The organism is Nesterenkonia sandarakina (assembly GCF_003003175.1).
GTDB lineage: Bacteria > Actinomycetota > Actinomycetes > Actinomycetales > Micrococcaceae > Nesterenkonia > Nesterenkonia sandarakina_A.
In genome coordinates this window covers 39822-63020 of record NZ_PVTY01000007.1, presented here as the reverse complement: position 1 = coordinate 63020, position 23199 = coordinate 39822, and the positions used below count along the sequence as shown (strand labels likewise).

The following is a 23199-nucleotide window of genomic DNA, read 5'->3' as shown; positions in this document are numbered from 1 at the left end:
GGACCCCATGTTGCGCTGGCTCACTTCCGGAGAATCACACGGCAAATCCCTCGTCGGAATCCTGGAAGGGCTTCCCGCCGGCGTCTCGCTGAGCACCTCTGCGGTGCAGGAGAAGCTGGCCCGCCGCCGCCTCGGCTATGGCCGCGGAGCCCGGATGAAGTTCGAACAGGACCAGGTCGCCCTGCTGGCAGGTGTGCGCCACGGCGTCACCATCGGTGGCCCGCTGGCCATCGAGGTCGGCAACACCGAGTGGCCCAAATGGGAGAAGGTGATGTCGGCCGATCCGGTGGATCCCGATGAGCTGGCCCACCTCGCCCGCAACGCCCCGCTGACCCGGCCCCGCCCGGGTCACGCCGACTACACCGGCATGCAGAAATACGGCTTCGGGGAGGCCCGGCCGGTCCTGGAGCGCGCCTCGGCGCGAGAGACCGCCACCCGCGTCGCCCTCGGCGCCGCCGCCCAGTCCTTCCTGGCTGAGCTCGGGATCACCACGGTCTCCCACACCACCGCGATCGGCCCGGTGCAGATCCCGGCCGATGCCCCGCTGCCTCGGTTCGCCGACGCCGCGGCGCTGGACGCGGATCCGCTGCGCTGCTTCGACGCGGAGACCTCCGAACGGATGGTCGCCGAGGTCGACGACGCCCACCGCGCAGGGGAGACCCTCGGCGGCGTGGTCGAGGTGATCGTCGGGGGACTTCCCCCGGGTCTGGGCAGCTACGTGCACTGGGACCGCCGGCTGGACTCCCGCCTGGCGGGAGCCCTGATGGGCATCCAGGCGATCAAGGGAGTGGAGGTCGGCGACGGCTTCGAGACCACCCGACGCCGCGGCTCGGCCGCCCACGACGAGATCGTCCTGGACGACGACGGCCAGATCGTTCGCACCTCCAACCGCGCCGGCGGCATCGAGGGCGGCATGAGCATCGGCGGCCCGCTGCGGGTCCGGGCCGGGATGAAGCCCATCGCCACCGTGCCGCGCGCCCTGCGCACCGTGGACACTGCGACCGGTGAGGCCACCACCGCCCACCACCAGCGCTCCGACGTCTGCGCGGTCCCGGCGGCCGGGGTCGTGGCAGAGGCCATGGTGGCCCTGGTCATCGCCGAGGCCGTGCTGGAGAAGTTCGGCGGAGACTCAGTCGCAGAGGTGCAGCGCAACCTGCGCGGCTACCTCGATCACCTTCCCGAGCTGGGCGGCGATCCCTCGGGCGCCGGTGCGGATGGAGATCCGCTGCAGGCCCCCGCCGCGATGCAGGACTGATGCGTCAGCCCGCAGCCGCCGAGCAGCGAGGCGACGGCCGCAACATCGTGCTGATCGGACCGATGGGCTCGGGAAAGTCCACCGTGGGTGCCGCCCTGGCCCGCCGGCTGCACCGGCCCCACGTGGACAGCGACCACTTCTTCGTCGCCCGGCACGGCCCGATCCCGGCCTACTTCTCGCTGCACGGGGAGCAGGTCTTCCGCGCCGAGGAGGAGAACATCGTCGCCGAGCTGCTCGACTCGCCACGCCCCTCGGTGATCAGCCTCGGCGGCGGATCGGTGCTCAGCCCGAGGACCCGCGAGCTGCTGCGCGACCAGCTCGTGATCCTGTTGGACCTCACCGAGCATCAGGCCGCGCTGCGCCTGGGCGACGGCTCCACCCGGCCGATCCTCGGCGCCCACCCGGTCGAGGCATGGAAGCGCATCTACGCCGAACGCGAGCAGATCTATCGAGACTGCGCTGATATCGTCATGACCCCGGATGATGCGCACATCGACGTGCGAGTCGATCACATCGTGCGAGCCCTCAACACCACCTCCAGGAGAGACCCAAGCGTATGAGCCACCAGGCCGAGACCGAGGCGTCCGCCCCAGCCCCTGAACCCACGATCATCACCGTCGGAGAGGGCGCGGGCTCCGGCGGCCAAGAACTGGGCTACGACGTCATCATCGGCAACGGGCTGCTCTCCCGGCTGCCCGGACTCGTCGGACCGCAGGCCGAACGGGTGCTGGTGATCCACCCCCGGGCGCTGCGCGCCACCGGCGATGTGGTCCGTGAGGACCTCGAGAAGGCCGGATACCAGGCGCTGGTCGCAGAGATCCCGGACGCCGAGGAGGGCAAGCACATCCAGGTCGCCGCCTTCTGCTGGCAGGTCCTGGGTCAGAACGACTTCACCCGCTCGGACGCGATCGTCGCCGTCGGCGGAGGCGCGGTGACCGACGCCGCCGGCTTCGTGGCCGCCACCTGGCTGCGCGGCATCCGCGTGGTCCACATGCCCACCACGCTGCTGGGCATGGTCGACGCCGCAGTGGGCGGCAAGACCGGGATCAACACCTCAGAGGGCAAGAACCTGGTCGGCTCCTTCCACCAGCCCGCCGGGGTGCTCGCCGACCTGGACACGCTGCTCACATTGCCGCGCAACGAGCTGGTCGCCGGACTGGCCGAGGTGGTCAAGTGCGGATTCATCGCCGATGAGCGGATCCTCGACATCATCGAGGCCGCCCCGGAGCAGGCGCAGAACCCGCACTCCTGGCAGATCCGGGAGCTCATCGAACGTGCCATCTCGGTCAAGGCCAAGGTGGTCGGTGAGGACGCGCTGGAGTCAGGGGTCCGCGAGTCGCTGAACTACGGCCACACCCTGGGCCACGCCATCGAGCTCGCCGAGCGCTACCAGTGGCGCCACGGCGCGGCCATCTCGGTGGGCATGATCTTCGCCGCCGAGCTCGCACGCAGCCTCGGCCGCCTCGACGACGCCACCGCCGATCGCCACCACGCCGTGCTGAACCTGCTCGGTCTGCCGACCACCTACCGTGATGACCGGTGGAGCCAGCTGCTCGAGGGCATCCGCCGGGACAAGAAGAACCGCGGCGACCAGCTGCGGTTCGTGCTGCTGGGCGGCCAGGGACAGCCGGCGACCGTCGAGATCCCGGACGCCTCGATCCTCTTCGCGACCTACCAGGAGATCGCCCAGCCGGAGACCGGAAGCATGATCTCACTCTGAGTCCTGGGCTGGACCCTGTAGAATCGATTGGCGCTGCGTGGAACACCTGCGCCCGTATGACCCAAGGAAAGGCAGATTGTGGCCAGCTCGAACGACATCAAGAACGGCTCCGTCCTCAAGATGGAGGGACAGCTGTGGAACACGCTCGAGTTCCAGCACGTCAAGCCGGGCAAGGGCGGCGCGTTCGTGCGCACCAAGCTGAAGAACATCCGCACCGGCAAGGCCGTGGACAAGACGTTCAACGCCGGAGCCAAGGTGGAGTTCGCCACAGTCGACCGATCCAACTACCAGTACCTCTACCAGGACGGTGAGGACTTCGTCTTCATGGACCTGCGCGACTACGACCAGATCACCGTGCCCGCCACCGTGGTCGGCGACGCCGCGCACTTCCTGCTCGAGTCCCACGAGGTGACCATCGCACTGCACGACGGCACTCCGCTCTACCTCGACCTGCCCCCCTCGGTCGTCCTGGAGATCACCTACACCGAGCCGGGCCTGCAGGGCGACCGCTCCAACGCCGGCACCAAGTCCGCCACCCTCGAGACCGGACACGAGATCCAGGTCCCGCTGTTCGTGGACCAGGGCACCCGCGTGAAGGTCGACACTCGCACCTCCGCGTACCTCGGCCGAGTCACGGACTGATCCCCCCAGTGGCAAAGCGAAGCAAAGCCCGCCGTCGGGCGCTGGAGATCCTCTTCGAGGCCGAACAGCGAGACATGGACCCCTTCGAGGTCCTGCGGGTCCGGCGCGAGCGCGCGGATCTGATCGTGAATGAATACGTCCTCGAGCTCATCGACGGTGTGAAGTCCGAGCAGGAGCACATCGATGAGATCCTGGCCACCTACGCCCGCGGCTGGACCCTGGAGCGGATGCCCCGGGTGGACCTGATGGCGCTGCGCATCGGCGCCTGGGAGCTGCTGTGCAACACCGATATCCCCGACAACGTGGCGGTCTCCGAGGCCGTGGCGCTGGTCAAGGAGCTCTCCACCGATGATTCGCCCAGCTTCGTCAACGGGCTGCTCGGACGGATCCAGGTGCTCAAGCCCACGCTGGTCGAGGTCGATGACGTAGAGTGAACCCGGCGCCGTTCCCCGGCGCCGACGGCTGCGAACCTGGTCCCTGACGGGACGGCTGCGGAGCCGAAACCTGAATATCCAGATTTCCTTTAAACATCGTCCAGTGAGGCGAGGAAGGAGTCATACGGTGACACGCTCACCCGAGACCTCTCATGTGATGTCCGCGTCCGACATGGACCGGGCCCTCACACGCATAGCCCACGAGATCGTCGAGTCCCACCGCGGGGTCGAAGGTCTTCTGCTGCTCGGCGTCCCACGCCGCGGAACCATCCTGGCCCGCCGCCTGGGTGAGCGGCTGGCCCGGATCGATCCCGCCTTCGATCCCGCCCAGTCCATCGGCTCCCTCGACATCACGCTCTACCGCGATGATCTGCGCGCCCATGGCGCCCGCACCCCCGAGCCCACCACGATTCCCGGCGCCGGAGTCGACGGCGCCACCGTGGTCCTGGTCGACGACGTGCTCTACTCCGGACGCACCGTGCGCGCCGCCCTGGACGCCCTGCAGGCGCTGGGCCGCCCCGCCGTCGTCCGGCTCGCAGTCCTGGTCGACCGCGGCCACCGCGAGCTGCCGATCCGCTCAGACCATGTGGGCAAGAACCTGCCCACCTCCCGCGAGGAGCGCGTCTCGGTGCTGCTCGACGAGATCGACGGCGTGCCCCGCGGCGAGGAGGCCGTGGTCATCCGGCGCGCCCGCGGCGCAGACTCCCAGGCGGGTGAGCGCTGATGCGGCACCTGCTCTCCACCGCAGATCTCAGCCACACCCAGGCGCTGAGCATCCTCGACACCGCCGAGGAGATGGCCGCCGTCTCCACCCGCGAGGTCAAGAAGCTCCCGACGCTGCGCGGCCGCACCGTGGTGAACCTCTTCTTCGAGGACTCCACCCGCACCCGGATCTCCTTCGAGGCCGCCGCCAAGCGGCTCTCCGCCGATGTCATGAACTTCTCCGCCAAGGGCTCCTCGGTCTCGAAGGGCGAGTCGCTGAAGGACACCGTGCAGACCCTGGAGGCCATCGGCGCCGACGCGATCGTGATGCGGCACTGGGCCTCCGGAGCGGCCGCACAGCTGGCCGCCTCGGACTGGACCGACTGCGCGGTGATCAACGCCGGGGACGGCACCCACGAACACCCCACCCAGGCGCTGCTCGACGCACTGACCCTGCGCCGCGGCTGGTCCGCCGCCCAGGGCCAGGACCCGCGCGGCACCGACCTGACCGGGATGCGGGTGCTCATCGTCGGTGACATCCTGCACTCGAGGGTGGCGCGGTCCAACATCTGGCTGCTGCGCACCCTGGGCGCCGACGTCGGCCTGGTCGCCCCGGCCACGCTGCTGCCGGTGGGCGTGGAGAAATGGCCGGTCAGCGTGTACTACAGCCTCGACGAGGCGCTGGGCTCCGGCCCGGAGGCCGGGCCCGACGCGATCATGATGCTGCGCGTGCAGGCCGAACGGATGGGCGGCGCCTATTTCCCCACCGCCGCGGAATACACCCGCCGCTGGGGACTGACCGATGAACGGCTGGCCCGGCTCGAAGCACACCGCGGCGCCGCCGGACAGACCCCGATGATCCTGCACCCCGGCCCGATGAACCGCGGAGTCGAGATCTCCGCCGCCGCGGCCGACTCCCCGATGAACCAGGTCCTCGACCAGGTCTCCCACGGAGTCTCGGTCCGCATGGCCGTGCTGCACCTGCTGCTGAGCAGCTCAGAGAGGAACACCGCATGACTCACACCCGCACCGCCACCCTGGTCCTGGGCGCTCGGCCCTACGGCGAGGCACCGCTCGACGTGCTCATCACCGAGGGCCGGATCGCCGCCGTCGGAGACGCTGCCCGAGCCCAGGCCGAGCAGCTCCACGCCGAGCAGCCCGAGGGCCTCCGCACCCTCGAAGCGGAGGGCCTGATCATGCTCCCGGGCATGGTGGACCTCCACACCCACCTGCGCGAACCCGGCCGCGAGGACGCCGAGACCGTGGAGACCGGCAGCCGGGCCGCCGCCAAGGGCGGCTTCACCGCGGTCCACGCGATGGCGAACTCCTCCCCGGTGGCGGACTCCGCCGGCGTCGTCGAACAGGTGCACCGGCTCGGCCGGGCCTCCGGCTGGACCGAGGTCTACCCGGTCGGGGCGGTCACCGTCGGGCTCGCCGGTGAGCGGCTCGCCGAGCTCGGCGCCATGGCCGAGTCCTCCGCCCAGGTGCGGATGTTCTCCGACGACGGGATGTGCGTGCACAACCCGGTGCTGATGCGTCGGGCGCTGGAATACGTCAAGACCGTCGACGGGTTCATCGCCCAGCACGCCCAGGAACCGATGCTCACCGAGGGTGCCCAGATGAACGAGGGCGACGTCTCCGCGATCCTCGGACTGCCGGGCTGGCCCGCCGTGGCCGAGGAATCCATCATCGCCCGCGACGTGCTGCTGGCCCAGCACGTGGGCTCGCGGCTGCATATCTGCCACGTCTCCACCGCCGGCTCGGTGGAGATCATCCGCTGGGCCAAGGAGCGCGGGATCGACGTCACCGCCGAGGTCACCCCGCACCACCTGCTGCTCACCGACGAGCTGGTCCGCGGCTACGACCCGGTGTACAAGGTCAACCCGCCGCTGCGCACCAGCGCCGACGTCGAGGCGCTGCGCGCCGGCCTCGCCGACGGCACCATCGACATCATCGGCACCGACCACGCCCCGCACCCCACCCAGGCCAAGGAATGCGAATGGTCCGCCGCGGCCATGGGGATGACCGGACTGGAGACAGCGCTGCCGGTGATCATCAAGACCATGATCGCCACCGGGCTCATGGACTGGCGACGCTTCGCCGAGGTGACCTCGATCATGCCGGCGCGGATCTACCGCCACGCCCACCAGGGCCGCCCGCTCGAGGCGGGAGAGCCCGCCAACCTGATCCTCATCGACCCGGAGTCGACACAGGTCGTGGACCCAGCCGGTCACGCCAGCAAGGGCCGGAACTCCCCGTTCCGCGGCATGGAGCTGCCCGGGTCGGTGCGCGCGACCTTCCTGCACGGACACCCGGTGGTGCTCGACGGCGAGCTCAACACGCCGCTGACCCACCCGACGCCCGAGACTCCGGCACGAGAGGTGAGCGCGTGACCCTGGCCACCACCGCCCCGGACATGACCGGGACCTACCTGAACTACCTGTGGATCGCGCTGAGCATCATCGCCCTGCTGCTGGGCCTGCTCTGGCTCGGCTGGCGCGGCCGCAAACGCCGACAGGGCGGACTTCCGGCCCCTGACGACGTCCCCGCCGCACTGCTCGAGGCGCAGCCGCGGGCCGCCGCCGAGGGCATGGTCATCGGCACCGTCAAGGCCGGGGACTACCTCGACCGCGTCGCCGTCCACGGCCTCGGCGTGCGCACGAACGGACGGCTCGAGGTCCACGACCAGGGCGTCGCCGTCTTCCGCTCCGGTGCCCCCAACTACCTGATCTCCGCGGCCGCGCTGGACCATGTGCGCACCGACCGCGGAGTGGTGGGGAAGTTCGTGGAACGCGACGGCGCCGTCATCATCGGCTGGCGGCTCGGCGAGGAGCCCGTGGAGACCGCCTTCCGTGCCCGCCACGCAGAAGCCCACCAGGAGCTCCTCGACGAGCTCAGATCCGTCATCAGTCCCTCTGCCCGTCCCTACGCCAGTCCCTCCGACGAGGAGTCACCATCATCATGACCCGACACACCTCTGCCACTCTGGCCTCCGCGCCGTCCTCCCCAGCTGCCCAGACGCCGCCCTCCGCCCCGGCCGCGGCTCCCGCGCTGCTGGTCCTCGAGGACGGCACCGTGCATCGCGGCGCCGCCTATGGCGCCCAGGGCGCCCGCCTGGGTGAAGCCGTCTTCGCCACCGGGATGACCGGGTACCAGGAGACGCTCACCGACCCGTCCTACGCCCGGCAGATCGTGGTCCAGACCGCACCGCACATCGGCAACACCGGGATCAACGACGAGGACGCCGAGTCGCGCAGGATCTGGGTCGCCGGTTACGTGGTCCGCGACGCCGCCCGCCGCCCCTCGAACTGGCGCTCCCGACGCACCTTGGACGAGGAGCTCGCCCTCCAGGAGATCGTCGGGATCAAGGACGTCGACACGCGGGCGATCACCCGGCACCTGCGCTCCGCAGGGTCGATGAAGGCCGGGATCTTCTCCGGAGACCAGGCCGCTCGTCCCGTCGCCGAGCTGGTCGCCGAGGTCAAGGCCCAGCCCTCGATGGCCGGAGCCCGCCTGGCCGAAGAGGTCTCCACCGACACCGCCTACGTCGTGGAGCCCCGCGACCACGGCTGGACCGACGCGGTCGTCGCGACCGTGGCCGCCATCGACCTCGGGATCAAGACCATGACCCCGGTGCGGATGGCCGAACGCGGACTGCGCGTGCACGTGCTTCCCGCCGCCAGCAGCTTCGCCGAGATCGAGGCGCTGAACCCCGACGGAGTCTTCCTCTCCAACGGACCCGGAGACCCCGCCACCGCCGCGAACCAGATCGGGCTGCTGCGCGAGGTGCTGGAGCACCGGACCCCGTTCTTCGGGATCTGCTTCGGCAACCAGATCCTCGGCCGCGCCCTGGGCTTCGGCACCTACAAGCTGCCCTTCGGCCACCGCGGGATCAACCAGCCGGTGATGGACCACGCCACCGGCAAGGTCGAGATCACCTCGCAGAACCACGGCTTCGCCGTGGACGCCCCGGTGGGCGAGGTGGTCACCGCCCCGCAGGACCGCTTCGGCCGGGTCGAGGTCAGCCACTCCAGCCTCAACGACGGCGTCGTGGAGGGCCTGCGCTGCCTCGACATCCCCGCCTTCAGCGTGCAGTACCACCCCGAGGCCGCGGCCGGCCCGCATGACTCGGCCTACCTCTTCGACCGTTTCGTCGAACTGATGACCGACGCGCGCACCAGCACCGGTGCCGACACCGTCACCGCCGCAAACACCTCCGGCACCGCGACCGCCGCCACTGAGACCATCACCGACACTGAGACCCGTGGAGGGAACCCACTCAATGCCTAAGCGTCAAGACCTCAAGTCCGTCATGGTCATCGGCTCCGGCCCGATCGTCATCGGACAGGCCGCCGAGTTCGACTACTCCGGCACCCAGGCCCTGCGAGTGCTCAAGGAGGAGGGCCTGCGGGTCATCCTGGTCAACTCCAACCCGGCCACCATCATGACCGACCCGGAGTTCGCCGACGCCACCTACGTGGAGCCGATCAGCCCCGAGGTGGTCGCGAAGATCATCGAGAAGGAGCGCCCCGACGCGCTGCTGCCCACCCTGGGCGGGCAGACCGCGCTGAACACCGCGATCGCGCTGGACAAGGACGGGGTGCTGGAGAAGTTCGGCGTCGAGCTCATCGGCGCGAACATCGCCGCGATCGAGCTGGGCGAGGATCGGCAGAAGTTCAAGGGCGTGGTGGAGCGCTCCGGCGCGGAGTCCGCCAAGTCGCTGATCGTGCACTCCATGGGGGAGGCGCTGGCCGCCGCCGAGGAGCTGGGCTATCCGATGGTGGTGCGCCCCTCCTTCACCATGGGCGGACTGGGCTCCGGGATGGCCTACAACGAACGCGACCTGCACCGGATCGCCGGCGCCGGGCTGCAGTACTCACCGACCACCGAGGTGCTCCTGGAGGAGTCCATCCTGGGCTGGAAGGAGTATGAGCTGGAGATGATGCGCGACTCCAAGGACAACGTGGTCGTGGTCTGCTCCATCGAGAACTTCGACCCGGTGGGCGTGCACACCGGCGACTCCATCACCGTGGCTCCGGCCATGACGCTCACCGACCGCGAGTACCAGCGGCTGCGTGACATCTCGATCAACGTGATCCGCGAGGTCGGCGTCGCCACGGGTGGCTGCAACATCCAGTTCGCCATCGAGCCCGGGACCGGCCGCGTCGTCGTCATCGAGATGAACCCGCGGGTCTCGCGGTCCTCCGCGCTGGCCTCCAAGGCCACCGGCTTCGCGATCGCCAAGATCGCCACCAAGCTCGCCCTGGGCTACACCCTGGACGAGATCCCCAACGACATCACCCAGAAGACCCCGGCCAGCTTCGAACCGGTGCTGGACTACGTCGTGGTGAAGGTCCCGCGGTTCGCGTTCGAGAAGTTCCCCGCCGCGGACCCCACGCTGACCACCACGATGAAGTCCGTGGGCGAGGCGATGGCGTTCGGACGCAACTTCACCGAGGCGATGCAGAAGGCGCTGCGCTCCCTGGAGCAGCGCGGCAGCGAGTTCGACTTCACCGTGGCCGGCCCGGAGGAGCTCGAGCAGCTCCTGGCGAAGATGGCGACGGCGACCACCGAGCGGCTGCACCAGGTGCAGCGGGCGCTGCTCTCCGGCGCCTCGATCGAGCAGGTCTACGAGATCACCGGCATCGACCCCTGGTACCTGGATCAGCTGCAGCTGATCAACGAGACCGCGACGGCCGTGGCCTCGGCCCCCGAGCTCGACGTCGAGGCGCTGCGCCTGGCCAAGCGGCACGGCTTCTCCGACGAGCAGATCGGCGCGCTGCGCCACATGGACGCCGCGGTGGTCCGCGGAGTCCGCCACGCGCTGGGGATCCGCCCGGTCTACAAGACCGTGGACACCTGCGCCGCCGAGTTCGAGGCCTTCACCCCCTACCACTACTCCTCCTACGACCTCGAGGACGAGATCGTGCACCACGATCAGCCCTCGGTGATCATCCTGGGCTCCGGGCCCAACCGGATCGGGCAGGGCATCGAGTTCGACTACTCCTGCGTCCACGCCACGATGGCGCTGCGCGAGGCCGGCTACGAGACCGTGATGGTCAACTGCAACCCCGAGACCGTCTCCACCGACTACGACGTCTCCACCCGGCTCTACTTCGAGCCGCTGACCCTGGAAGACGTGCTCGAGGTCATCGCGGCGGAGGAGCGCACCGGAGGAGTGGCCGGCGTCTTCGTCCAGCTCGGCGGGCAGACCCCGCTGAAGCTGGCCCAGCAGCTCGCCGACGCCGGCGTGACCATCCTCGGCACCTCCCCGGAGGCGATCGACCTCGCTGAGGACCGCGGAGAGTTCGACCAGGTGCTCCAGCGCGGCGGACTGATCGCCCCGAAGAACGGCACCGCGGTGAGCTTCGAGGACGCCAAGAAGGTCGCCGACAGCATCGGCTACCCGGTCCTGGTCCGGCCCAGCTACGTGCTCGGCGGACGCGGCATGGAGATCGTCTACGACGAGCCCGGCCTGGAGCGCTACATCGCCAACGCCACCGAGGTCACCCCGGAGCACCCGGTGCTGGTGGATCGGTTCCTCGAGGACGCCATCGAGGTCGACGTCGACGCCCTCTACGACGGCGAGCAGCTCTTCGTGGGCGGCATCATGGAACACATCGAAGAGGCCGGGATCCACTCCGGCGACTCCGCCTGCGTGCTGCCGCCGATCACGCTGGGCCCCGACGTGCTCGAACGCGTCCGGGTCGCCACCCGGGCCATCGCCGAGGGCGTGGGCGTGAAGGGCCTGATCAACATCCAGTTCGCCCTGGCCTCCGACATCCTCTACGTGATCGAGGCCAACCCGCGCGCCTCCCGCACGGTGCCGTTCGTCTCCAAGGCCACCGGGGTGCAGATGGCCAAGGCCGCCGCGCACATCGGCACCGGGGTCAGCATCGCGCAGCTGCGCGCAGGCTCAGGGCACCAGCTCTCCGGCCTGCTGCCGGCCACCGGGGACGGCTCCGAGCTGCCCCCGGGCGCGCCGGTCTCAGTGAAGGAGGCCGTGCTGCCCTTCGCCCGCTTCCGCACCCCCGAGGGACGCGTGGTCGATTCCCTGCTCGGCCCGGAGATGCGCTCCACCGGCGAGGTGATGGGCATCGACAAGCACTTCGACACCGCCTTCGCCAAGGCCCAGCAGGCGGCGAACAACCCGCTGCCCACCTCCGGCAACGTCTTCGTCTCGGTGGCCAATCGGGACAAGCGCGCGATCATCATGCCGGTCAAGCGCCTGGCCGACCTGGGCTTCTCCATCGTCTCTACCGGCGGCACCGCGGACGTGCTGCGCCGCAACGGGGTCGAGACCACCACGGTGGCGAAGATCGCCGACGCCGACACCCAGGGCGGCACCATCCTGGAACGGGTGGAGAGCGGAGAGATCGCGCTGATCATCAACACCCCCTCCGGCGGCGACGCCCGAAGCGACGGCTACGAGATCCGCGCCGCGGCCACCTCGGTGGGCACCCCGGTGATCACCACCGTGGCCGAGTTCGGCGCCGCCGTGCAGGCCATCGAGGCGCTGGGCCAGTTCAGCTGGTCCGTCGCCTCGCTGCAGGAGCACGCGGAACGGCTGAAGCAGGCCGAACAGCGCCACCAGGCAGAACTTGCCACGCAGGCTGCACGGACGCAGGCCTCCGCTGCGGCGCAGGCGGCGCCGGCGGAACAGGCCCGGGCATGAGCTCCAGCGCCCCGAGCCAGGCTGCCGAGATCTCCTTCGGCATCCGGCTCGGCGCCGCGATGAGCACCCATGGTCGGCTCTGTGTGGGCCTGGACCCGCACCCGCAGATCCTGAGCGACTGGGGACTCACCCAGAACGCCGCCGGACTGCGGAGCTTCTGCGCCAGGGTGCTCGAGGCCTGCGCGGGCCGGGTCGGGGTGCTCAAGCCTCAGGTCGCGTTCTTCGAACGCTTCGGGGTCTCCGGCATGCAGGTGCTCAGCGAGGTCCAGCACCAGGCCCGTGCGGCCGGGCTGCTGGTCATCGCCGACGCCAAGCGCGGCGACATCGGCTCCACGATGGCGGGCTACGCCGAGGCCTGGCTGAACCCGCACGGCGACTTCGGCGCGGACGCGCTGACCGTGAGCCCCTATCTGGGCTTCGGCTCGCTGCAGCCCGCGATCGACGCCGCCGCCCGCCACCACGGCGGACTCTTCGTGCTCGCGCTGACCTCCAACCCGGAGGGCCAGCAGGTCCAGCTGGCCCGCGACCCGCAGGGGGTCACCGTGGCCGGGCAGATCGCCGCCGCGGCGGCAGCCGCCTCCGCCGCGCTGATCCAGGACGACGCCGGGGAGCTCGGCAGCATCGGGCTCGTCGTCGGCGCGACGACGGCGGGGCTCGCCGCAGACCACGGGATCGATCTCGCCGCCGGGAGGCTGCCGCTGCTGGCACCGGGCTACGGCGCCCAGGGCGCGGATGCGCAGACGCTGCGCGACGGCTTCGGCGCAAGCTACCGCGAGCAGGTCCTGGTGAACTCCTCACGGGGCATCCTCGGTCAAGGACCTGACCTGTTTTCGCTGACAAGGGCCATTGAGCTGGCGAAGGCGGATCTGGGCTGAGAACTCGCAGGCCGTTCTCTATTGATGTTCGTCCCTGAAGCCACTAGATTCTGCTCCATATCACCTGGTGCAGTCAGCAGAAACCGTTCCTAGCGGCGGCACCACGGACGTTGGGGGAGAATCGTGGCACTGCGAGAACTGACCAAAGAAGAGCGCGACACCGCCCGGCGCAAGGCGCTGGCCGCCCGAGTCGAGCGGGCACAGCTGAAGAAGGAGTTCGGCAACGGGGGCATCAGCTTCGATGATGTCCTCAAACGCGCGTCCAGCTCCGAAGCCGTGGCTCGGCTCAAGACCCTGGAGCTGCTGGAATCCCTGCCCGGCGTCGGTCGCGTGACCGCCACCAAGGCCCTGGAGGACCTCGGGATCTCGGTGAACCGTCGTCTCGGCGGACTCGGGGTCAAGCAGAGACGAGCCTTGAAGGAGTATCTGGCAGAATTGGGCTGACCACCCCAGCCCAAGGAGCCAGTGCATTGTCAGCAGTCCCCGGCAGTCCCGCCGTCACCGTGCTCGCCGGACCGACCTCCGTCGGCAAGTCGACGCTGAGCCGATTCATCCGCACCCACTATCCAGAGGTGCACTTCTCGGTCTCGGCGACCACTCGCGCGCCGCGCCCCACCGAAGTCGACGGGGTCGACTATCACTTCATCGACCCCGCGCGCTTCGACGAGCTCGTCGAGCGCGGGGAGTTCCTGGAGTGGGCCACCGTGCACGGCAAGCACCGCTATGGCACGCTGCGCTCCACCGTGGATGCCGCCTTGGCGGCTGGAAAGCTGGTCCTGCTGGAGATCGATCTGCAGGGAGCCCGCCAGGTCAGAGCGAGCATGCCCGAGGCGCAGTTCGTGTTCCTGGCACCGCCGTCCTGGGAGGACCTGGTCTCCCGGCTGGTCGGTCGCGGCACGGAATCCGAGGAGGAACAGCGGCGCAGGCTGGAAACGGCTAAGATAGAGCTTGCTGCAGAGCAGGAATTCGATGTCTCGATCATCAACGACGAGCTCGATCGCGCCGCAGCCGAACTTGTAGCACGCATGGGCTTCACCTATGCATCACCCCAATCTGAAGGACAACTCCCCAAGTGACTGAGCAGACCGAAGGCATCATCTACCCGTCGATCGACTCCCTCCTGGAGAAGAGCGCCTCGAAGTACTCGTTGGTCCTCTTCGCCTCGAAGCGCGCTCGCCAGATCAACGCGTACTACGCTCAGCTGCACGAGGGCCTCTTCGAGTACGTCGGGCCGCTGGTGGACACCAAGCTCAACGAGAAGTCGATGTCCATCGCGCTGCGCGAGATCAACGAGGACCTGCTGGTCAACCACCCCGCGGTCAACCCCGCCTCCTGATCACCCGGCGCGGCCGATCGGGCCGCGCCCCTGATCGGACAGCTGTCTCTGCACGGCACGGCCGGTCGAGCAGCACCACCCCGCAGTCACCCACGTGCGTGCCTGCGGGGTAATCTGGGCGGATGCGCATCGTTCTTGGAGTCAGTGCCGGCATCGCCGCCTATAAGGCGGTCCTCCTCCTGCGGCTCATGCGAGAGGCCGGACACCAGGTCGATGTGATCCCCACCCCCGCGTCGGAGAAGTTCGTCGGACGGGCCACCTGGGAAGCGATCAGCGGCCGCCCGGTGACCACCTCGGTGTTCTCCGGCGTCGACGAGGTCCGCCACGTCCGACTCGGCCAGGAGGCCGACCTGATCGTCGTCGCCCCGGCCACCGCCGATCTTCTGGCCCGGGCCCGCGCCGGGATGGCCGATGACCTGCTCACCACCACGCTGCTGGCCTCCGAGGCGCCGGTGCTGATGGTCCCCGCGATGCACACCGAGATGTGGAACAGCGCGGCCACCACAGAGAACGTCGCGGTGCTGCGCAGCCGCGGCGTCGAGGTCATGGAGCCCGCCGTCGGCCGGCTCACCGGCAAGGACACCGGCCCGGGACGGCTCCCGGAGCCTGAGCAGATCTTCGCCCGGGTCGCCGAGCTGATCGCTGAGCTCTCTGCTGACGTCCCTGCCGACGCCGACCACGGCGCTCCCGGGTCAGCACCCGCCGGACCCCTGCAGGGCCGGACGGTGGTGATCACCGCCGGCGGCACCCGCGAACCCCTGGACCCGGTGCGCTATCTCGGCAACCGCTCCTCCGGCAAACAGGGCGCCGCGCTGGCCGAGACCGCCGCCGCCGCAGGAGCCCAGGTGCACCTGATCGCCGGGATCATGGACGTCCAGGCCCCGGAGCACGCCGGGAACATCACGGTCGAACACATCGAGACCGCCGCCGAGCTTCAGGCCGCCGTCCAGCGCGCCGCACCGGAGGCGGACCTGCTCATCATGGCCGCCGCCGTCGCCGATTTCCGACCCGCGAGCTATGCCGCGCAGAAGATCAAGAAGACCGACGACGGGGAGAACCCCGTCATCACCCTGGAGCGCAATCCAGACATCCTCGCCGAGACCGTCCAGCAGCGCCGGACGACGGGGACCGGGCCCAAGGTCATCGTCGGCTTCGCCGCGGAGACCGGCAGTGCCGAGGCCGACCCGCTGGAGCTGGCCCAGGCCAAGCTGCTGCGCAAGGGCTGCGACCTGCTGGTGCTCAACCAGGTGGGGGAGAGGCTGGTCTTCGGTCGCGACGAGACCGAGATCCACATCCTCACCGCGCCGAGGCTCACCGCCGCTGCCGCCGGTGCCGCCGCCGCTCCCACCGCTGCCGAGGCAGTGGTGACGACCCTGCGCGGGACCAAGCACGAGGCAGCCGAGGCGATCATCGCGGCGGCCGCCGCTTACGTCGTGTGAAGCACGCTGGTCAGGTCCGGATCAGCCTGCCGTAGGATGACCGGGTGACGCATTCCAACACCTCCGCGGCTGGGTCCTCGCTGCGCCTCTTCAGCTCCGAATCCGTGACGATCGGTCACCCGGACAAGATCTGTGACCAGATCTCCGACGCGATCCTCGACGCGCTGCTCGCCGAGGACAGGAACTCCCGGGTGGCCGTGGAGACGCTCACCACCACCGGGCTGGTCCACGTGGCCGGTGAAGTCACCACCTCGGGCTACGTGGAGATCCCGCAGATCGTGCGCAACACGCTGCTGGACATCGGCTACGACTCCTCGGCCAACGGGTTCGACGGCGCCCGCTGCGGCGTCTCGATCTCCATCGGTCAGCAGTCCCCAGAGATCTTCGCCGGAGTGTTCAACTCCCTCGAGGCCCGCGGGGGCGCCGAGGACCGCCGTGACGCCCAGGGCGCCGGCGACCAGGGCATCATGTTCGGCTATGCCACCAACGAGACCCCCAGCTACATGCCCAGCGCCATCTCGCTGGCCCACCAGCTCTCCGCGCAGCTCACCAAGGTCCGCCAGAACGGCCAGCTGGCCTACCTGCGGCCCGACGGCAAGACCCAGGTCACCATCGGCTACGACGGCGACCGCCCGGTCAGCCTCGACACCGTGGTGGTCTCCACCCAGCACACCGCGGATATCTCCCAGGAGCAGCTCCAGAGCGAGATCAGCGCCCAGGTCATCGCGCCGGTGCTGGAGCACACCGGGCTGGACCTGGCCACGCTCTCCGAGATCATCAACCCCTCCGGCCCCTTCGTGGTCGGCGGGCCCGTGGGCGACGCCGGCCTGACCGGACGCAAGATCATCGTCGACACCTACGGCGGGTTCTCCCGCCACGGCGGCGGCGCGTTCTCCGGCAAGGACCCCTCGAAGGTGGACCGCTCCGCGGCCTACGCGATGCGCTGGGTGGCCAAGAACGTCGTGGCCGCAGGACTGGCCGACCGCGCCGAGATCCAGATCGCCTACGCGATCGGGCGCGCCCACCCGGTGGGCATCTACGTGGAGACCTTCGGCACCGAGAAGGTGGACCCGGCCCAGATCTCCGCCGCCATCGACGCGGTCTTCGACCTGCGCCCCTTGGGCATCATCGAGGATCTGGACCTGCTGCGTCCGATCTACCGCGAGACCTCCAAGAACGGGCACTTCGGCCGTGACGGGGAGAACTTCCCGTGGGAGCGTCTGGACCGGGTCGAGCAGCTGAAGTCCTTCTTCAACGCCTGACCTATTGGTCAGCGCGCATAGAGCTCGGTCAGCAGCCGCTGCAGCGCGGCAATGGCGGCGCTGTGCTCACCGCGGTGCCAGACCAGCCGGACCTCGACCGGAGGGGCGTCGGAGATCACCCGGTACAGCACGCCGGCGCGCTGGTGCTGGTGCGCCGTGGCCTCCGCGCTGACCCCGATGCCCACCCCCGCAGTGATAGCGTCCAGCCAGGCGTCGACGCTGTCGACCTCTGCGGCGAACGCGGGGCGCTGCGCCTCCGGCCAGAGCGCGGGCGTGGTGGTTCCGGCCCGGGTGTCGACCAGCAGCGGGCGCCCCGCGAAGTCGGCCATCCGAATCCGACGGCGAGCCGCCCACCGGTCCTCCGCGGGGAAGCCTGCGACGCGACGTTCCACGCCCACCAGGGCTGAGTCGAATCTGGCTGGCGCAGGTGTGGTGCGCACGATCGCGGCATCCACGAGACCCTCTGCCAGCCCCGCGAGGGTTCCGGAGCCCCGGACCAGCGCCAGGGCGACCTGCGGGTGCTGCTCGGCCCAGGTGCGCTGCAGGGCCTGGGTGTGCCGTCCGACCGCGGCCCAGGCGTAGCCGAGACGCAGCCGCTCCAGGCCCTGGGAGTCGGCCTCCAGCTGGTCCGCCAGGGCCAGCAGATGGCGCCCTCGGCGCACGGCCTGGCGTCCCTGCGCGGTCAGCGACGCCTCGCGGGAGCCACGACGCACCAGGCTCACACCCCAGGCCTGCTCCAGCGCCTTCAGGGTCCGGGAGACCTGCGCCTGAGAGACGCCCAGGGCGATTGCGGCATCGGTGAGGCTGCCGCTCTCTGCGATCGCCACCAGCGTGCGGATGTGTCTGAGCTCCCATGACATACCTGAAGCGTATATCACTCCTCAGGTATGCATTTTGCGTATGCCTGAGCCGGGTCGAGACTCGAGCCATGAACAGATCAGACTCGCCCCTCGCCGGGCGTCCGGGGAGAGGGTTCGCGGTGATCTCCGCCAGCGCGCTGAGCACCCAGTCCGGGGCTGCCATAGGGTCCCTGGCGTTCGCGACCTTCACTCCGGTCGGAGTGGTCGCAGCCCGACAGGTGGTCGCCAGCATCGTGCTGTGCGCGATCGCCCGCCCGCGGTTCTGGCGCTTCAACCCCGGCCAGTGGCGCGCCGTCGGGCTGCTGGCGTTCTTCTTCGCCGGCATGAACACGGCGCTGTACTCCGCGGTGGACCGGATCGGCCTGGGCACCGCGGTGACCATCGAGTTCCTGGGCCCCCTGGCAGTGGCGCTGTTGTCCTCACGACGGGCCCGCGACCTGCTCTGTGCTCTGCTGGCCCTGACGGGGGTGGTGCTGCTGACCCGACCGGGCCCCACCAGCGACCTGCTCGGGCTGGGGCTGGCAGCCGCGGCGGCACTCTGCTGGGCGGGATACATCCTCACCAACCGGCTCGTCGGGCAGCGCGTGCCCGGTGTGCAGGGCACGGCCGTGGCCACGCTGCTCTCCTCGGCCGCCATGGTCCCGATCGCGATCATCGTCCTGTGGGAGGTCACGCTGCCCCCGGAGGCGTTCCTCTACGCCGCGGCCGCTGGGGTGCTGGCCACCGCGGTGCCCTACGCCTTGGACCTGATCGTGCTGCGGCACATCACCCCGCTGATGTTCGGGCTCGGCATGTCCCTGAACCCGCTCTTCGCCGCGGTGGTGGGCGCCGTGTTCCTGCGTGAGTCCATCGATCTCCTCGGCTGGACCGGTGTGGTGCTGGTGGTGCTCAGCAACGCGCTGACGCTCGCCGGTGGGGCACGGCGACCCCGGAGTCCGGAGATCGATCTCCAGGCCGACGGGGCTGCCGTGCGCTGACCAGCCGGAGGAGGCTCAGGCTCAGGTTCCGGTCGAGGCTTCGGCAGCGAATCCGGCCCCGGGGAGTCGGTGGTTCGAGGTGCCGCGCCAGCTGCGGTAGGCCCAGATCGTCATCGCCACCACCACGGCCCAGGAGACGCCGATCACGACACCGTTGACGATGGTCTGGTCTGCGATGAACGCGCCCAGCGCCACCAGGGCGACCTGCCCGGGGACGGTCGAGATGACACTGGCCACGACGAAGTCGCGCTGGGTCACGCCGAAGGCGCCGCTGCCGTAGTTCACCGGCCAGTAGGGGACCCCCGGGGTGAGCCGCAGGGCGCAGACGGCCTCGAAGCCGGCGCCCTCCAGGTGTGACTCAACCTTTTCCGCGTGTGACCCCAGCAGCTTTCGCACCGCCTGGGTGCCCAGCAGGCGGGCCAGGTGGTATGCGGCGAAGCAGCCGATGAGCACTCCGATCACCGAGAGCACGCTTCCCTCGAGGGTGCCGAAGATCAGTCCGCCGCTGACGGCCATGATGGTGACCGGGATCGGGGTCATCGCGACGGCGGCGTAGAGCCCGACGAACACCAGCCAGCCCGCCCATCCGAAGTCCTCGATGCGCTGCTGCAGCTCATCGAGCGGGGGAAGCCGCAGATTGAAAGCGGCGTAGATCATGCCGGCGAGCACGGCGACGAGCAGCGCGTTGCGGAAGAAGGAGCCCCACGCGGGACCGAGGGCTTTGTGGCTCATCGGCTCAACTCTACGCATCCCTGAGTGTCCATGGTGAGAGATACGATCGCAGGGCAGCGGAAATCATGGCAAGGGGTGGATCAGCGTGGCGCAGGACCCAGCATCAGCAGCGGGGCAGCACTCGAACCAGCCTGCCCTGTTGGACTCCCTGGCGCCGCAGCCCGCCCCGCAGCTGCCAGCCGGAGCCACCGAGGATCTCCCGGTGGCGGAGGTGCTGCTGGAGTCCGCCGTGCCGCACCTTGATCGCCCCTTCGACTACGTGGTGCCGATCGATCTCGCCGAGAAGATCGTGCCCGGATGCCGGGTGAAGCTGCGGTTCTCCGGACGGGAGATGACCGGGTATGTCCTGCGTCGCAAGCAGGAAGCCTCCACCGCGTCGCGGCTCTCCCTGATCACCAAGCTCGTGACCGCCCTGCCGGTGCTCTCCGAGGACATCCTGAGCCTTGCCCAGCAGGTCGCGGAACGCGGCGCCGGTGTCACCGCCGATGTGCTGCGCGCCGCGATCCCGCCGCGCGCCGCTCGGGTGGAGAAGGAGTACGCCGGTCTGCGCGCCCCCACCGCCGAGCTCGACCCCGAGAACCCGCGTCCACGCAGCGCCGCGCTGGCCCTGAAGTCCTATGGGCCGCAGTCCTGGACCCAGCAGGTGCTGGAGCGGGTGCAGGACTGCCTGGCGGGGGAGGGAGACGCCGTGGTCGTGGTGCCTGACCAGCGCGATGTGGAGACGCTGATGGAAGCCCTCACCGCCACGCTGGGCAGTGGGATCGCGGTCCAGCTGACCGCCGAGATGGGCCCCTCGGCGCGCTACCGGTCCTTCCTGGACCTGCGCTACGGGCAGGCCCGAGTGGCGGTGGGCACCCGCTCCGCGGTCTTCGCCCCGGTGGCGCGGCTGCGGCTGCTGGTGGTCTTCGAAGATGGTGAACAGACCCACGCGGCCCCCAGGGCGCCGTATCACCATGTCCGGGAGGTGGCGCTGCTGCGCACGGTGCAGACCGGTGCGGAGCTGGTGATGCTCTCCACCTCCCGCAGCCTGGAGGTGCAGCGGCTGGTCGAGCGCGGCTGGCTCGCCGAGGCCGCCCCCGAGCGTGAGGAGCGCCGTCGTGCCGCGCCCCGGATGATCGCCACCGTGGACTCCTATGAGCAGGAGCGCGAACCCGCGTTCCGGCAGGCCCGGCTGCCCGCGGCCGCATACAAGGCGGCCCGCGACGGACTGCAGCACGGACCGGTGCTGATCCAGGTCGCGCGCAGCGGATTCATCCCGGCGGTGCTCTGTGAGCGCTGCCGCAGCCGACAGCAGTGCCCGCAATGTCACGGACCGTTGAGCCTGCCGGCCCACCACGGGCAGTCCAGGACGCTGAAGTGCCGCTGGTGCGGGCTGCACCACCGCAACCACCGCTGCACCGAATGCGGCTCCACCACCTTCCGCGCCGGTACCCGTGGCGCCGATCGCACCGCGCAGGAGCTCGGTCGGGCGTTCCCGAACACCCCGGTGATCTCGTCGACCTCGGATCACCCGATCGCCGAAGTGGGTCAGGAACCTGCTCTGGTGGTCAGCACCCCCGGCGTGGAGCCCGTGGCGGAGACCGGGTATGCGACGGCGCTGCTGCTCGACGGTGACACCCAGCTCAGCCGGGAGGGTCTGGACGTGCCGCGCCAGGTGCTCTCCCGCTGGTTCCGCGCGGCCTCCCTGGTGCGACCGCACAAGGACGAGGGCGGCACCGTGGTCATCACCGCCGACGCCGAGGAGCTCACCGCCACCATGGTGCGCTGGGATCCGGTGGGCTACGCCCGCCGGGAGCTCTACAACCGGCTGGAGCTCGGACTGCCGCCGGCGCAGCGCATGCTCAGCCTCACCGGCGACCCCGCCGAGGCCGAGGCCTTCCTCGCCCAGGTGAAGCTGCCTGAAGGCCGCGCCTGGATCGGACCGGCCGCGCTGGATGACGGGCGGCACCGCTACCTGTTGTTCTTCGGCTACGCCGAGGCGGCAGCGGTGGTCACCGAGATCCGCCGGATCCGCCGCACGCACAGCGCCGCCCCTCCCGGGGCCGCGCGCGGCGGCCGCGGCCTGCGGATCGCCATGGACGACATCGCGAGCCTGCAGTTCTGATGCTGGATCAGTCCAGCGTCGCGACGAACCGCCGCAGCGCACGGGCGGCCTGGGCCGGCTTCTCGTAGTGCAGCAGGTGCCCGGTGTCGCGCAGGACCTCCGAGCGTGCCTGCGGGAGCGTCCGGCGCAGTCGCCGCTGCCCCGCCGGGGTGCTCAGCTGGTCCTTTGCTCCCGGCACCAGCAGCACCGGAAGGTCGAGCTGCTGCGCGAATTCGGTGACGGTGTGTCGGCTTGAGGCCCAGTAGGCCTGCAGCAGGGTCTGCGGATCGGCGTAGCCGCTGAAATGCTGGCGGTGCTGATCCCGGATGTACGCCACCTGCTCCGGCTCGCGAGTGACGATCATCGAGGCGTTGGTGACCGCCTGGGCCAGCGGAGAGCGCAGCAGCGCCTGGGCCCATCGGTGGGGCAGCCACTGGCTGGACCGGTAGTAGAGGTCCACGGCCGCCGCCCCCGGCAGCAGGCTCCCGGTGAAGATGTCATCGCTGATCGGCGCGAACAGCGCGAGCCCGGCCCACCGTCGAGCCGGCAAGATCTGCACTGCGGGGTCAGCCTGCGCGGGGCGGGTCGGTGCGGCGTCCGCCGCGGGGCTGGTCTGCGCGGCATGCGCCGCGACCACGATTGACCCGAAGGAATGGCCAACCAGCACATCGGAGGGCCCCAGCTCCAAGGCCGCGGCCAGGGCCTCCACGCAGGCCGCATAGGTCGCCAGGGTGTGAACCGCAGGGCCGTGAGCGGCAGGACCGACGGCACCGGCAGGTCGGCGCTGCAGCGGCGGGGTGGCTCCGAAGCCTGGGAGATCCGGGACGAAGACCTCGAACTCCGGCAGCGCGTCGACGATCAGCGCCATCCCGTGATGGTCCCCGCGGAAGCCATGGATCAGCAGCAGCCGACGTGCCGGACCCGGTGCCGCGGTGGCCGCGGTGGCCGCCGGGGTCTGGGCGGGGTAGTGCCAGACCGCCGCTGAGGTGCTCAGCCGGGCCGCGCCGTCGTCGTCGGTCTGGCTGTCCGAACCGGTGCCGGTCCTGGAGCCTCCCGCGGCCTCGGGGGAGGCGAAGTCCAGCGGGACGTCTCGTCTGATTCCTGTTCGAGCTGGGTGCTCGGTCCACGTGCGGCTCACTGGCCAAGCCTACCGGGGAACTCAATTAGACTGGCGGGGTCCAAGATACGACCCGACGACGACGAGGTG

Annotated in this window: 22 protein-coding genes; 19 read left to right on the top strand and 3 right to left on the bottom strand. The window is 70.0% G+C overall.

What is annotated here, in order from left to right; genetic code table 11:
• Window positions 1-7 precede the first annotated feature (7 nt).
• The 17 genes from aroC (at window position 8) to metK (ending at window position 17340) form a co-directional block, all read left to right on the top strand.
• Window positions 8-1255, top strand: coding sequence for a chorismate synthase (aroC, locus tag BCL67_RS07100; RefSeq protein WP_106122843.1), 1248 nt, complete (start codon window positions 8-10; stop codon window positions 1253-1255).
• Window positions 1255-1815 carry a shikimate kinase gene (locus BCL67_RS07095; RefSeq protein WP_106122756.1) on the top strand — a complete coding sequence of 187 codons (561 nt, stop codon included), beginning with the start codon at window positions 1255-1257 and terminating at the stop codon, window positions 1813-1815. Before aroC ends, BCL67_RS07095 begins: the two co-directional genes overlap by 1 nt.
• Window positions 1812-2975, top strand: a complete 1164-nt coding sequence (aroB, locus tag BCL67_RS07090; protein WP_106122755.1) for a 3-dehydroquinate synthase — start codon at window positions 1812-1814, stop codon at window positions 2973-2975. Before BCL67_RS07095 ends, aroB begins: the two co-directional genes overlap by 4 nt.
• Before the next feature lie 78 nt (window positions 2976-3053).
• Window positions 3054-3617, top strand: coding sequence for an elongation factor P (efp, locus tag BCL67_RS07085; protein ID WP_106122754.1), 564 nt, complete (start codon window positions 3054-3056; stop codon window positions 3615-3617).
• An 8-nt stretch (window positions 3618-3625) separates the two neighbouring features.
• Window positions 3626-4051 carry a transcription antitermination factor NusB gene (nusB, locus tag BCL67_RS07080; protein WP_106122753.1) on the top strand — a complete coding sequence of 142 codons (426 nt, stop codon included), beginning with the start codon at window positions 3626-3628 and terminating at the stop codon, window positions 4049-4051.
• A 127-nt stretch (window positions 4052-4178) separates the two neighbouring features.
• Window positions 4179-4775, top strand: a complete 597-nt coding sequence (gene pyrR, locus BCL67_RS07075) for a bifunctional pyr operon transcriptional regulator/uracil phosphoribosyltransferase PyrR (protein WP_106122752.1) — start codon at window positions 4179-4181, stop codon at window positions 4773-4775.
• Window positions 4775-5770, top strand: a complete 996-nt coding sequence (locus tag BCL67_RS07070; protein WP_106122751.1) for an aspartate carbamoyltransferase catalytic subunit — start codon at window positions 4775-4777, stop codon at window positions 5768-5770. The genes pyrR and BCL67_RS07070 overlap by 1 nt, the downstream gene beginning before the upstream one ends.
• Window positions 5767-7146: a dihydroorotase gene (locus tag BCL67_RS07065; protein WP_106122750.1), complete on the top strand. Its 1380-nt coding sequence runs from the start codon at window positions 5767-5769 to the stop codon at window positions 7144-7146. The genes BCL67_RS07070 and BCL67_RS07065 overlap by 4 nt, the downstream gene beginning before the upstream one ends.
• The gene (locus BCL67_RS07060; protein WP_106122749.1) at window positions 7143-7718 is read left to right on the top strand and encodes a PH-like domain-containing protein; all 576 of its coding nucleotides are present in this window, start codon (window positions 7143-7145) and stop codon (window positions 7716-7718) included. Before BCL67_RS07065 ends, BCL67_RS07060 begins: the two co-directional genes overlap by 4 nt.
• Entirely contained in the window at window positions 7715-9043 is a 1329-nt protein-coding gene (gene carA, locus BCL67_RS07055) for a glutamine-hydrolyzing carbamoyl-phosphate synthase small subunit (protein WP_106122748.1), read from the top strand. Before BCL67_RS07060 ends, carA begins: the two co-directional genes overlap by 4 nt.
• Complete coding sequence (gene carB / locus BCL67_RS07050; protein WP_106122747.1) at window positions 9036-12428, top strand: carbamoyl-phosphate synthase large subunit; 3393 nt, start codon at window positions 9036-9038, stop codon at window positions 12426-12428. The genes carA and carB overlap by 8 nt, the downstream gene beginning before the upstream one ends.
• Window positions 12425-13303 (top strand): orotidine-5'-phosphate decarboxylase, encoded by an 879-nt coding sequence (pyrF, locus tag BCL67_RS07045; RefSeq protein ID WP_106122746.1) that lies wholly within the window; start codon window positions 12425-12427, stop codon window positions 13301-13303. Before carB ends, pyrF begins: the two co-directional genes overlap by 4 nt.
• 123 nt (window positions 13304-13426) lie before the next feature.
• On the top strand, window positions 13427-13747 hold the full coding sequence (gene mihF, locus BCL67_RS07040; RefSeq protein ID WP_106122745.1) for an integration host factor, actinobacterial type: 321 nt from the start codon (window positions 13427-13429) through the stop codon (window positions 13745-13747).
• Between the two features lie 26 nt (window positions 13748-13773).
• On the top strand, window positions 13774-14379 hold the full coding sequence (gene gmk, locus BCL67_RS07035; protein ID WP_106122744.1) for a guanylate kinase: 606 nt from the start codon (window positions 13774-13776) through the stop codon (window positions 14377-14379).
• Entirely contained in the window at window positions 14376-14639 is a 264-nt protein-coding gene (rpoZ, locus tag BCL67_RS07030) for a DNA-directed RNA polymerase subunit omega (protein WP_036476028.1), read from the top strand. Before gmk ends, rpoZ begins: the two co-directional genes overlap by 4 nt.
• Window positions 14640-14761: 122 nt before the next feature.
• Window positions 14762-16078, top strand: a complete 1317-nt coding sequence (coaBC, locus tag BCL67_RS07025; protein WP_106122743.1) for a bifunctional phosphopantothenoylcysteine decarboxylase/phosphopantothenate--cysteine ligase CoaBC — start codon at window positions 14762-14764, stop codon at window positions 16076-16078.
• A 44-nt stretch (window positions 16079-16122) separates the two neighbouring features.
• Entirely contained in the window at window positions 16123-17340 is a 1218-nt protein-coding gene (gene metK, locus BCL67_RS07020; protein ID WP_106122742.1) for a methionine adenosyltransferase, read from the top strand.
• Window positions 17341-17348: 8 nt separating this feature from the next.
• Here metK and BCL67_RS07015 read toward each other — a convergent pair whose 3' ends face one another.
• Window positions 17349-18200 (bottom strand): LysR family transcriptional regulator, encoded by an 852-nt coding sequence (locus BCL67_RS07015; RefSeq protein WP_106122741.1) that lies wholly within the window; start codon window positions 18198-18200, stop codon window positions 17349-17351.
• Between the two features lie 68 nt (window positions 18201-18268).
• Here BCL67_RS07015 and BCL67_RS07010 point away from each other — a divergent pair, with 68 nt between their 5' ends.
• Window positions 18269-19177, top strand: coding sequence for an EamA family transporter (locus tag BCL67_RS07010; RefSeq protein ID WP_106122740.1), 909 nt, complete (start codon window positions 18269-18271; stop codon window positions 19175-19177).
• A gap of 21 nt (window positions 19178-19198) precedes the next feature.
• Here the strand turns inward: BCL67_RS07010 and BCL67_RS07005 are convergent, their stop codons facing one another.
• Window positions 19199-19909 (bottom strand): TVP38/TMEM64 family protein, encoded by a 711-nt coding sequence (locus BCL67_RS07005; protein WP_258174844.1) that lies wholly within the window; start codon window positions 19907-19909, stop codon window positions 19199-19201.
• Between the two features lie 85 nt (window positions 19910-19994).
• Here BCL67_RS07005 and BCL67_RS07000 point away from each other — a divergent pair, with 85 nt between their 5' ends.
• Window positions 19995-22013: a primosomal protein N' family DNA-binding protein gene (locus BCL67_RS07000; protein ID WP_146131104.1), complete on the top strand. Its 2019-nt coding sequence runs from the start codon at window positions 19995-19997 to the stop codon at window positions 22011-22013.
• A gap of 7 nt (window positions 22014-22020) precedes the next feature.
• Here the strand turns inward: BCL67_RS07000 and BCL67_RS06995 are convergent, their stop codons facing one another.
• Entirely contained in the window at window positions 22021-23130 is a 1110-nt protein-coding gene (locus BCL67_RS06995; RefSeq protein ID WP_106122738.1) for an alpha/beta fold hydrolase, read from the bottom strand.
• Window positions 23131-23199 lie beyond the last annotated feature (69 nt).